This is a genomic window from Caballeronia sp. INDeC2, from assembly GCF_023631325.1.
Lineage (GTDB): Bacteria > Pseudomonadota > Gammaproteobacteria > Burkholderiales > Burkholderiaceae > Caballeronia.
The window spans coordinates 243,988-255,797 of the sequence record NZ_JALQDG010000011.1; the positions used below are offsets into that span (position 1 = coordinate 243,988).

General features: G+C 64.3%; 12 protein-coding genes. All 12 read right to left on the reverse strand.

The annotated features are described in order from the left end of the window. Positions 1–33: 33 nt before the first annotated feature. Positions 34–1,065 (reverse strand): beta-N-acetylhexosaminidase, encoded by a 1,032-nt coding sequence (nagZ, locus tag NCS28_RS09555; RefSeq protein ID WP_250513593.1) that lies wholly within the window; start codon positions 1,063–1,065, stop codon positions 34–36. Positions 1,066–1,104: 39 nt separating this feature from the next. Beyond that, positions 1,105–1,509 (reverse strand): holo-ACP synthase, encoded by a 405-nt coding sequence (acpS, locus tag NCS28_RS09560; RefSeq protein WP_187605787.1) that lies wholly within the window; start codon positions 1,507–1,509, stop codon positions 1,105–1,107. Positions 1,510–1,518: 9 nt separating this feature from the next. Further along, positions 1,519–2,292: a pyridoxine 5'-phosphate synthase gene (gene pdxJ, locus NCS28_RS09565; RefSeq protein ID WP_250513594.1), complete on the reverse strand. Its 774-nt coding sequence runs from the start codon at positions 2,290–2,292 to the stop codon at positions 1,519–1,521. After that, on the reverse strand, positions 2,289–3,164 hold the full coding sequence (gene recO / locus NCS28_RS09570) for a DNA repair protein RecO (RefSeq protein WP_250513595.1): 876 nt from the start codon (positions 3,162–3,164) through the stop codon (positions 2,289–2,291). The genes pdxJ and recO overlap by 4 nt, the downstream gene beginning before the upstream one ends. 3 nt (positions 3,165–3,167) lie before the next feature. Next, positions 3,168–4,067 carry a GTPase Era gene (gene era, locus NCS28_RS09575; protein WP_250513596.1) on the reverse strand — a complete coding sequence of 300 codons (900 nt, stop codon included), beginning with the start codon at positions 4,065–4,067 and terminating at the stop codon, positions 3,168–3,170. Positions 4,068–4,126: 59 nt separating this feature from the next. Then, positions 4,127–5,254: a ribonuclease III gene (gene rnc, locus NCS28_RS09580; protein WP_250513597.1), complete on the reverse strand. Its 1,128-nt coding sequence runs from the start codon at positions 5,252–5,254 to the stop codon at positions 4,127–4,129. 163 nt (positions 5,255–5,417) lie between these two features. Further along, entirely contained in the window at positions 5,418–6,311 is an 894-nt protein-coding gene (lepB, locus tag NCS28_RS09585) for a signal peptidase I (RefSeq protein ID WP_250513598.1), read from the reverse strand. A 45-nt stretch (positions 6,312–6,356) separates the two neighbouring features. Beyond that, entirely contained in the window at positions 6,357–8,147 is a 1,791-nt protein-coding gene (gene lepA, locus NCS28_RS09590) for a translation elongation factor 4 (protein WP_250513599.1), read from the reverse strand. Positions 8,148–8,281: 134 nt separating this feature from the next. Further along, on the reverse strand, positions 8,282–8,542 hold the full coding sequence (locus tag NCS28_RS09595) for a glutaredoxin family protein (RefSeq protein WP_250513600.1): 261 nt from the start codon (positions 8,540–8,542) through the stop codon (positions 8,282–8,284). A gap of 4 nt (positions 8,543–8,546) precedes the next feature. Beyond that, positions 8,547–10,094, reverse strand: a complete 1,548-nt coding sequence (locus NCS28_RS09600) for a DegQ family serine endoprotease (RefSeq protein ID WP_250513601.1) — start codon at positions 10,092–10,094, stop codon at positions 8,547–8,549. A 22-nt stretch (positions 10,095–10,116) separates the two neighbouring features. Next, complete coding sequence (locus NCS28_RS09605; protein ID WP_250513602.1) at positions 10,117–11,160, reverse strand: MucB/RseB C-terminal domain-containing protein; 1,044 nt, start codon at positions 11,158–11,160, stop codon at positions 10,117–10,119. A gap of 4 nt (positions 11,161–11,164) precedes the next feature. Beyond that, on the reverse strand, positions 11,165–11,788 hold the full coding sequence (locus tag NCS28_RS09610) for a sigma-E factor negative regulatory protein (RefSeq protein ID WP_250513603.1): 624 nt from the start codon (positions 11,786–11,788) through the stop codon (positions 11,165–11,167). Between the last annotated feature and the right edge of the window lie 22 nt (positions 11,789–11,810).

An 11,810-nucleotide genomic window follows, 5' to 3' on the forward strand; every position in this document is an offset into this window, starting at 1 on the left:
TCCGGGCGAGAAGCCCAATACCATCCGCTGCCCCTACCCCCGCAGCATCTCTGCGACCAGCGCCCGCGCCGCCTGATACTCGGCCTGCGCCTGCAGCTTGCTCCAGCGCAGCGCCTTACCCCGCGGACGCATCTGCCGGAGCCGCTGCTCCGATGCCTTCGACGGCGTATACCGCAACTGCTCCAGCACCTTGCCCGCCTCCTCCGGCTGATTGCAGATCAACACCATGTCGCAGCCCGCCGTCAGCGCCGCGCTCGCCGCTTCGGTGAGCGTGCCGCCCGCGCGGGCCGCTTCCATCGACAGATCGTCGCTAAAAATCGCGCCGGTGAAGCCGAGCTTGCCGCGCAGGATGTCCTGCAACCAGACGCGCGAAAAGCCGGCCGGTTTATCGTCGATCTGCGTGTAGATGACGTGCGCCGGAATCACCGACGACAACGCCATGCCGAGCCAGTCATACGGGCGCACATCGGCGGCGAGGATTTCGTCGAGCGGGCGATCGTCGGTCGGCAGCGCGACGTGCGAATCGGCTTCGGCAAAACCATGACCCGGAAAGTGCTTGCCGCAATTCGCCATGCCCGCGAGCGCGAGGCCGTGATTCAGGCTCTTCGCGAGCATCGTCACGACGCGCGGATCGCCGTGCAGCGCGCGATCGCCGATAACCTTCGACTGTCCGTAATTCAGATCGAGCACCGGCGTGAAGCTCATGTCGATGCCGCACGCGCGCAGCTCAGTCGCGAGCACGTAGCCGAAAGCGGTCGCGGTTTTCGTCGCGGCCAGCACGTCGCGATCCCACAACTCGCCGAGCTTGCCCGGCGCGGGCAGAACGGTGAAACCGTCAGTGCGAAAGCGCTGCACGCGCCCGCCCTCGTGATCGACGGCGATCAGGACATCGTCGCGCACCGCGCGGATCGCGTCCGTCAGCGCGACGAGTTGCGCGCGGTTCTCGAAATGCCGCGCGAACAGAATGACGCCGCCCGTCATCGGATGCGTGAGGCGCTCGATATCGGCATCGTTCAGCGTCGTGCCGGCGACGTCGAACATGACGGGGCCGGGAGTGCGTTTCATCGGATTCAATTGGATTGTTATGCGTTGGTTGGATTGAATTCAGGTCTGATCGGGCACTTCGGCGATGACGAACGACACCGCGTAATCGCGCTCGTCGCTCACCGTGACCTTCGCCGTGATGCCGCGTTGCGCGAGCCATTCGGCCAGTTCGCCGGAAGCGGCAATCATCGGCTTGCCGCTCGGCTCGTTGAGCGTCTGCAGCGCGCGCCAGGTCATCGGCCAGCGCATGCCGAGGCCAATCGCCTTCGAGAACGCTTCCTTGGCCGAAAAGCGCGTCGCGAGAAAAGCGAGCCCGCGCACTTCCGAGCGCGCATTGCGCGCGTGATAGATGCGCAGTTCATCGGGGCCGAGCACTTTTTCGGCAAAGCGCCCCTTCGTGCGCCTCATCACCGCCGCGACGCGGCTCACCTGCACGACATCCGTGCCGATTCCATAAATAGCCATGACGTGCGCTCAGCGGGCGTGAATCGACGCGAGGCGCGACGCGACCATGATCGCCTTCATCTCGCGCACGGCGTTGTCCCAGCCCGCGAAAATCGAATGCGCGACGATCGCATGTCCGATATTCAGCTCGACGATGCCCGGCAGCGCGGCGATCGCCTGCACGTTGGTGTAGTGCAGTCCGTGGCCCGCGTTCACCTTGAGCCCGAGCGAGTTGCCCAAATCGACGCTCGACGCGACGCGCTCGAACTCGCCCTGCTGTTCGGCTTCGTCGTGCGCTTCAGCATAACGGCCCGTGTGCAATTCGATCACCGGCGCGCCCGCTTCGTGCGCGGCGCGAATCTGCGCCTCGTCCGGATCGATGAAAAGCGAAACGCGCGCGCCCGCATCGGCGAGCTGCCTGCACGCGGCCTTCACTTCTTCGAACCGACCCGCGACGTCGAGGCCGCCTTCGGTCGTCACTTCCTGGCGCTTTTCCGGCACGAGGCAGACATCGTGCGGCCTGATCTCGCATGCGATATCGAGCATCTCGCGCGTCACCGCGCACTCGAGATTCATGCGCGTTTTCAAAAGCGGTCGCAGCGTGCGCACATCGGCATCCACGATATGGCGACGGTCCTCGCGCAAGTGCAGCGTGATGGCGTCGGCGCCCGCTTCCTCGGCGGCGAGCGCCGCGCGGATCGGATCGGGATACGACGTGCCGCGCGCATTGCGCAAGGTGGCGACGTGATCGATGTTCACGCCCAGATCGATCACGCTCGCAGGCGATGAGAGAAAGAAGCTCATAGTTTTTGCAGGTCGATCAATATCTGACGGGTGGCGAGCGGCGTGCCGCCCAGGTAGTGGTTCAGCAGAAAGCGCATCAGCGTTTTGCTCTGCGCGGCCGTCGGCGGGCTGGTGTAGTCGTCGCGCTCCATGTCGATGAGCGTCTGCCCCGAAATCACCGGCCAGGGCGCGGGAAGGTCGTCGGACGCTTCGCGCACGCCGCGGTCGGGATCGAATACGTAGCGGCCTACGGCCTCGACCGGCTGGCGCGTGACGGTGCGCGCAAGATTCATCGCGTAGCCGGTCTCGCGCAGGAGCACGCGCTCGAACGAGCGCAACACTTGCACTGCGGGCTCGTCGTGCGCGAGACGCGAGAGCGTCAGCACGTAGTGATTGAAGAGCGCAGGATGCGCGTCTTCGCGCGCGCAGAACTTGACGAGCAGCTCGTTCACGTAGAAGCCGCAGAGCAGCGCGTCGCCGGTCAGCGGCAGCATGCCGCCGACCCATTCGGCGGTCGTCAGCGTACGGACTTCGCCTTTGCCGGACCAGGAGAGACCCAGCGGCTGAAACGTCTGCAGCACGCCGCGCAACGCGGAATGCGGACGCTTCGCGCCTTTCGCGACGAGCGCGACACGGCCGAAATCGCGCGAAAACACATCGATGATTAGGCTCGTCTCGCGATACGGATAGCTGTGCAGCACGAAGCCCGGCTGCTCGGCGATACGAAAGTCGGAGCGCGGCTTTCTCGGCGCTTCCTGTGCGACGGCCGTCGATGCCGCACGGCGCCGCTTCGGCACGGCGCGCGCGGCCGGGCGCTCGTCCGCGTCGAAATCGTCCTCGGGACGATCATCGGCGGGCGGAATCATCCGGGCGTCGTTCGAGCCGTCGTCCATGCATCACTCGTAGCCGTATGCGCGCAGACCCGCTTCGTTGTCCGCCCAGCCGCTCTTCACCTTGACGAAGGTTTCGAGATACACGGGGCCGTCGAAAAGCTTCTCCATGTCGAGCCGCGCTTCGGTGCTGATCTGCTTCAGCTTTGCGCCCTTCTGGCCGATGATCATCGCCTTGTGGCCGTCGCGATCGACGAGAATCGTCGCGAAGACGCGGCGCAAGCGTCCCTCGGTCTCGAATTTGTCGATGAGCACCGTGCTCGTGTACGGCAACTCGTCGCCAGTCCAGCGGAAAACTTTCTCGCGCAGGATTTCGGCCGCAAGGAAGCGCTCGCTGCGATCGGTCAGGTCGTCCTCGCCGTAGATCGGCTCACCTTCCGGCAAATAGGGCTTCACGACGGCCATGAGCCGCTTGATGTCCTCCGGATGCTTGGCCGACAGCGGCACGATCTCGCGAAAATCACGCAGCGCCGACATCTGCTGCATGAAGGGGAAGAGCGAATCCTTGTCGCCGACGCGATCGAGCTTGTTCGCGATCAGCAGCGTGGGCGTGCCGGCTGGGATTAGGTCGAGCACTTTCTGGTCGTCGGGACCGAAGCGGCCCGCTTCGATCACGAAGAGAATCGCATCGACGGACGTCAATGTGGACGTCACCGCGCGGTTCAGCGAGCGGTTGAGCGCGCCGCTGTGGCGCGTCTGGAAACCGGGCGTGTCGACGAAGATGTACTGCGCGTCGTCGAACGTATTGATGCCGGTGATGCGATGCCGCGTCGTCTGCGCCTTGCGCGAGGTGATACTCACCTTCTGGCCGACGAGCGCGTTCATCAGCGTCGACTTGCCGACGTTCGGACGGCCGACGATCGCGACCATGCCGCAGCGGAAACCGGAAGAAACAGGAGCGTTCATAGATGTGTGCGGCAAGAAATCGTTGGGGCGCGTGGGCGCGATGTGCGCGGCGGCACGCGTCAGTGGCCGGCGTCCGCGGCGCGAACGACGCGGCCCGCGGTCGCCTCCGTGCTCGCGCCGTTGCGCGTGTCGGTGTCGGCTGCGGGGTCGTCGTCGCGTTCGTCGGAAGGCGCGGGCTTATCTGCGTTCGCGCTGCGCTCGGACAGCGGCGCCGAATCGCTCTTCGCCGCTTTTTCCGGCTTGTGAACCACGGCGCGTTCGGGTTTGTCGGCCGCTGCGTAGGCGCCCGCGGACGGCTCCACGTGCGTCGCGCGGATCACGGCGAGCGGCGCGGTGGCCGGGCGTTCCTGCGGCGCGGCCTGCTGCGCGCCGTGCGGGCCATGATGGCGCTCGCGACGGTCCGGGGAACGCAGATCGAGCGCCGTCTGAATGCCGGTGACGCCGGGCACCACTTCAGGTTCGACCAGTTTTGCGGCGCGCGCGCCCTTGCGCTTCGGCTTCACGCCGAGCGTCGGCGCGGCGGCCGCCACCTCGTCGAGGGCCTTCTTGGCCGCGGCCTGTTCGGCGGCGCGGCGGCTCGCGCCGGAACCGGACACCTTCACGTCGAGCTTCGGCACCGTGCACTCGACTTCGAACTGCTGATTGTGGGCGGCGCCGTGAGTCGCGATGACGGTATACGTCGGCAGCGCGATCTTGTGGCCTTGGAGATATTCCTGCAGCAGCGTCTTCGCATCCTTGCCGATAGTGCGCGGATCGATGTGATCGAGCACCGGCGTGTAGAGCCGCTTGATGACCGTGTACGCGGCGTCGAAACCGCCATCGAGGAAGATCGCGCCGAAGATAGCTTCGAGGGTATCGGCGAGAATCGACGGCCGGCGGAAACCGCCGCTGCGCAATTCGCCTTCGCCGAGCCGCAGGTCTTCGGAGACGTTGAGCGCCTGCGCAATCTCGTAAAGCGACTGCTGCTTGACCAGATTCGCGCGCACGCGCGACAGGTCGCCTTCGTCGAGTTTGCTGAATCGTTGGAACAAAAGCGCCGCCACCACGCAATTTAGAACGGAATCGCCCAGAAATTCGAGCCGTTCATTGTGCGTGGCGCTGTGACTGCGGTGGGTCATCGCCTGGCGCAGCAATTCCGCATTGCGAAATTCGTACCGCAGCCGGCTTTCCAACGGAGAAGATGGCATGGAGAGAGTATAACGCGGGCGCGCGGGCGGACGATTCCGCCGGCCGACGCCGGAAAACGCGTGGCGAGACGGTGTTAGCCGCGCTTCTTCACGCCGTTTCGAAGCTTGTTTTAATCGTGGCGAACGCCGGCCGTCTTATCGGGACGCGCCGGCGTTGCGTGTGTCACTGGAACGAGCCGATGCGCTTCAGATTGCTGAAGTTCATCCAGATGAAAAACGCGCGCCCGACGATGTTGTTGTCCGGCACGAATCCCCAGTAGCGACTGTCCGCGCTGTTGTCGCGGTTGTCGCCCATCATGAAGTAGTTGCCCGGCGGCACCTTGCACGTCACGCCCTGCGCGTTGTAGTTGCAGTTGTCGCGGAACGGGAAGTCGTCAGCGCCGACGACGAACGGCGGCACCTGCGGATTGTTCAGGATCGCGTTCTTGCGGCCGTCGAGGTCTTCTTCGAACTGCTTCGCGTAACCGATGCGCTCGTCGTCGAAATAGTCCGGCAGCGGCGTCTCGGGCACTGGCTTGCCGTTGATCGTGAGCTTCTTGTCTTCGTACGCGACGGTGTCGCCCGGCAGACCGATCACTCGCTTGATGTAGTCGACCGATTCGTCCTTCGGATAGCGGAACACCACGACATCGCCGCGCTTGAGCGGGCTGCCGTTCGTGAGCTTGGTGTTGGTGATGGGCATGCGCAGACCGTACTCGTACTTGTTCACGAGTATGAAGTCGCCGACGAGCAGCGTCGGAACCATCGAACCCGACGGAATCTTGAACGGCTCGATGATGAACGAGCGCACCACGAACACCGCGAGAATCACCGGAAAGAAGCTCGCCGTGTATTCGAGCCACCACGGCTGGCGCAGCCTGTCGTCGCGCAGGCGGGCGCGCGTCTGCGCGGCGTTTTCATCGGCGAAACGCTCGCCTACGCGCTCCTGCTGGCGGTCGAACTCGGCCACCGCGGCCTCGGCGGCGCGGCGCCGTTGCGGCAGAAACACCAGTTTGTCCAGCACCCATGCAATACCCGTCAAGACGACGAGAATCAAAAGAATCAATGCGAAATTCATCAATCGCTTCCGGTTGTTATCGTTGTTTGCCTCGCGGCGCGAGCGTCATTCATCGACGCGCAGGATCGCCAGGAAAGCCTCTTGCGGGATTTCGACCGAGCCGACCTGCTTCATGCGCTTCTTGCCGGCCTTCTGCTTTTCGAGCAGCTTCTTCTTGCGCGTGATGTCGCCGCCGTAGCACTTCGCGAGCACGTTCTTGCGCAGCGCCTTGATGTTCTCGCGCGCGATGATGTTCGAGCCGATGGTCGCCTGAATCGCCACGTCGTACATCTGACGCGGGATCAGCTCGCGCATCTTCGACGCCACTTCGCGGCCGCGATGCTGGCTCTGCGAACGGTGCACGATGACCGACAGCGCATCGACCTTGTCGCCGTTGATGAGCATGTCCACCTTGACGACATCGGCCGCGCGATATTCCTTGAACTCGTAGTCCATCGACGCATAGCCGCGCGACGTGGACTTCAGACGGTCGAAGAAGTCGAGCACGATTTCCGCCATCGGGATTTCGTAGGTGAGCTGCACCTGACGGCCGTGATACTGCATGTTGATCTGCGAGCCGCGCTTCGCCGTGCATAGCGTGATGACCGAGCCGACATATTCCTGCGGCATGTACAGGTTCACGGTGACGATCGGCTCGCGCACTTCCTCGATCTTCGGCGGCTCCGGCATCTTCGCCGGGTTCTCGACGGAGATCGTCGTGCCGTCGCGTTGCACGACCTCGTAGATCACCGTCGGCGCCGTGGTGATGAGATCCATGTCGAACTCGCGCTCGAGCCGCTCCTGCACGATTTCCATATGAAGCAGGCCGAGGAAGCCGCAGCGGAAACCGAAGCCGAGCGCCTGCGACACTTCCGGCTCGTATTGCAGCGAGGCGTCGTTCAGCTTCAGCTTTTCGAGCGATTCGCGCAGCGCGTCGTACTGGTTCGCCTCGACCGGATAAAGACCGGCGAAAACCTGCGGTTTCACTTCCTTGAATCCCGGCAGCGGCGCTTCGGCGGGACGAGTCGAAAGGGTGACGGTATCGCCCACTTTCGCGGCCGTCAGTTCCTTGATCCCCGCGATCACGAAGCCCACCTGTCCCGCCGACAACTGCGCGAGGTTCGTCGACTTCGGCGCGAACACGCCCACGTGCTCGACCGGGTATTGCGCGCCGGTCGCCATCATCTTGATCTTGTCTTTCGGCTTGAGCGTGCCGTTGACGATGCGCACCAGCATCACGACGCCGACGTAGTTGTCGAACCACGAATCGATGATCAGTGCTTGAAGCGGCGCTTCCGTATCGCCCTTCGGCGGCGGCACTTTTGCGATCAGCGATTCGAGCACGTCCTCGACGCCGAGGCCGGTCTTGGCGCTGCAATGCACGGCGTCGGTCGCGTCGATGCCGATCACGTCCTCGATTTCGGCGACGGCGTTCTCGGGATTCGCCGCCGGCAGGTCGATCTTGTTCAGCACCGGCACGACTTCGACGCCCAGCTCGATCGCGGTGTAGCAGTTCGCGACGGTCTGCGCCTCGACGCCCTGACTCGCATCGACGACGAGGAGCGCGCCTTCGCACGCGGACAGCGAACGGCTGACTTCGTAAGAGAAGTCGACGTGCCCCGGCGTATCGATCAGGTTCAGGTTGTAGACCTTGCCGTCGCGCGCCTTGTAGGTGAGCGCCGCGGTTTGCGCCTTGATCGTGATGCCGCGCTCGCGCTCGAGGTCCATCGAATCGAGCACCTGCGCTTCCATCTCGCGGTCGGACAAGCCGCCGCACAACTGGATGATGCGGTCAGCGAGCGTCGACTTGCCGTGGTCGATGTGCGCGATGATGGAGAAGTTTCGAATATGATCCATGCAATGCCGCAAGCCAAAAAAAGCGAAAAAGGCGCGCCCTCACCAACGCGGAGCACGCCTTGAAAATTTGGGGGAAAACTTCTGCATTTTAGCCGAAAACGGGGGTGCCCCGGCGGATTTCGCCTTTGCGGGGCTCACGCTTCACGCACGCCGAGCGCCGCGTACACGGCGCGAGGGTCGATCCGGTACTGACATAACTCGACGCCGTCGAGCGTGAGCACGGGCACGCGTTCGTCGTAGCGCGCCTCCAGCAGCGGATCTTCGTCGATGTCGACCCATTCGATCGCCTTGCCGTGCCGCGCGGCGATCGGCTCCAGCGCGGCCCGCATGTCCTCGCAAAGATGACACCAGGCGCGCCCGTACAAGACAAAAGGCGCGCCCGAAGCCGAGGTCATGCGCTTACTTCTGCGCCGGCACGCGCGGACGCAGCGGCACGAACTGCGTGTTGTCGCCGCGACGCACGAGAATCGCGACCATCTTGCTGGCGTCCAGACCTTGCGCGACTTCCTGGAACTGCTTCGCGCTCGTGATATCGGTATCGCCGATACGCATGATGATGTCGCCCTTCTGAAAGCCTGCGCGCGCCGCCGGACCTTCGACGGCATCGACCTGAACGCCGCTCGACAGCTTGAGCGCCTTCTTTTGATCCGCCGGGATGTCGCTCACCGCCATCCCGAGCGAATTGCTCGCGCGCTCCTTCGGTTGCGGCGCCTTCTTCTGCTCGGTCTTCGCGACCTTGTCCGGCTGCATCTCGGCGACGACGACCGACAGATCACGCGTCTGACCCTTGCGCCAGATCGTCAGCGTGGTCTTCGTGCCCGGCTTCGTATCGCCGACCATGCGCGGCAAATCGGTTGCGGTTTCGACGTTCTGGCCGTTGAACTTCAGGATGATGTCGCCCGGCTGCACGCCCGCCTTGTCGGCCGGACCGCCCGCTTCGACGCTCGATACGAGCGCGCCCTGCGCCTTCGGCAGCCCGAGCGAATCCGCGACATCCTTCGTCACTTCGCCGATCGCCACCGCGATGCGCCCACGCACGACCTTGCCCGACGTCTTCAGCTGATCCGCCACGCGCATCGCTTCGTCGATCGGAATCGCGAACGAGATGCCCATGAAGCCGCCCGTGCGGCTGTAGATCTGCGAGTTGATGCCGATCACCTCGCCCGCCATGTTGATGAGCGGACCGCCCGAGTTGCCCGGATTCACGGCGACATCGGTCTGGATGAACGGCAGGTAATCGCCCGTGTCGCGACCCTTCGCGCTGACGATGCCCGCGGTCACCGTGTTGTCCAGGCCGAACGGCGAACCGATCGCGAGCACCCATTCGCCGACGCGCACCTTGTTCGAATCGCCGATGGTGATGGCCGGCAGATTCGTCGCGCTGATCTTCACGACTGCCACGTCCGTGCGCTCGTCCACACCAACGAGCCGCGCCTTGAATTCGCGCTTGTCGGTGAGCGTGACGTAGATGGTGTCCGCATCGTCGACGACGTGCGCGTTGGTCATCACGTAGCCGTCGGTCGACAGGATGAAGCCCGAGCCAACGCCGCTGCTTTGCTCCGAGTTGTCCTGGTTGTCGTCCGGCGCGCTGCGGCTGCCGCCCTTGCCTTGGTCGCCCCCGCCGCCGCCATTGTTGCCGCCACCGCCACCGCCGCCGCCTCCACCGCCGCGCGGAGGCTGGCCGGGCATAGGAATGCCGAAGAAGCGGCGAAAGAACTCGGACATGTCGCCGTCGTCGAGGCCCGGCGGCAGGCCGCGTAGATCGCTGCTCGAACCCACGCGAGAGGTCGTGCGAATGTTCACGACCGACGGGCCCACCTTGTCGACGAGCGTCGTGAAGTCCGGCAGGTTCACCGTGGGCGCCGCTGACGCAAATTGCGGTACGAACGGCAGGCACACGGCGAGCGCCGCGGCCGCGATGAACTTGCGCAGCGAGAAGTTGCTCATATGTTGGAGGCCGGGATCTGGATTACTTGGAAGGCTTGTATTCTATGGTAGAAGCAAATTGCTGCAATGTGGCTTGCGGCACTTCACCCAGCAAGGTGATCCAGAAATCCCCGCGGCGCTTCACCAGTACATGCGTGGCGCCGCTATTGCCCGCGCCTTCCTTGCGCGTACTTTTCTCCACCGGTTCGACGAAAACGGAGATCGTCGCGAGGCCGTCGGAGAACACGGCCTGATCGACCGGAATCGGCGGCTGGCCTTGCTGGCTCGACGCCATCGGACGGCGAAGCTCGCGAATCTTGCGAAAGCCCGCGATATTCGGCGTCAGTTGCCAGCCTTGCGCTTCCATGTCGACGGGCTGCACGGGCGGCCGCACGATGGTCCAGCCCGACGTGCCGCGGATGCCGTTCGCGATCGGCGCCTTGTCGATCGGCCCGCCGATGCGCACTTGCGAAAATGAAAGCTGTTCGAGCACCTGCCCGTCCGGATCGAGCGTCTGCGCGCGCAGCAGCAAGCCGGTTTTCGCGTCGGCCCAGAGTTTGTAGGCGAATCGATACGAATCTTTCGGGTCGAGTTCCAGCACCTGGCTGTCGACGCCCGCGACGCGGTCGCTACCCAGAAGCTTAGGCTCGTAGACGGAAAGCACCTGGTCGCCGCTCGTTGCGAGCAGCGCGGGGAAAGAATCCCGGTTCTGCCGATGCTCGACGACCAGCAGATGCCGCTCGGGCACGAACGTGAACATGTCGTCGTCGTGACGCAGCATCTTGCGCGGCGCGCCATCGAGGCTTTCGAGCGATTCGTATTCGCCATCGCCGCGCGTCGCGACATGCGTGATACGCGACGATTGAACCGTCGCGCCACGTTGATAGACGAACGTGCCTTCGTAATTCTGCTGCTGGGCCGCTTCGTGGATGCGGTTGAGCAGGCTGGCGGCGGTCTTGCGAACGGCGGCGGGATCGTCCCCCTGAGCATATGAGCCCGATGCCGCCGTCAACAACGCGGCTGCGCAGAGCATCAATGCCGGCAGCCGCCCCCAGTATCTTGTTTTATTCAACCGCACATTCAGCATCAAATTATTGGCCCTGCGACGTAGCCGCCGCGCGAATCAAAGGCATGGAACCGGGCATCGCGGGCTGCTGGGAGAACTGCTGATGCGCTTCGAGGTATTGATCGAGATTGGCGTCGCGGATGATGTTCGCTTCCACGATCGGCGTGCGCGTGGTTGCCGCCGGCACCGACGCGAGCGCGACGCGCTGCATCGAATCCGCCGGTGCGACGCTCGCCACCTGCGTGCCCGCGTGGCCGCCCACGCCTTGCAGTTGTGGCACGACGATCCACGTCAGCGTGGCGGCGGCCGCGGCCACTGCAAACGCCGGCATCACGCGACGGCGCAGCAATCCCCCACGCGCTTTCGCCGCTGCCGCTGGCGCAAGCACATGCGCTTCGGCCTCGAAGCGCTCGGAGAACGCGGCCATGAACGCACTGCTGCGCGCCGGGCTGACCGCGAGATCGTCGGAGCGCAAAGCATCGCCGATCAGGTGATAGGCCGACCACGCGGCGCGTTCGTCGTTTTTGAGGTCCGCGAGAAACTGGCCGACGCCACCCATTTCTTCGAGCGATTCACCGTCGACGAACGCCGACATGCGCTCGCCGCGCAAACCCGCCTGTGTTTGATTCTGCATCGAGACCGACCCCATGACGCTCCCCATCCTTGACCAC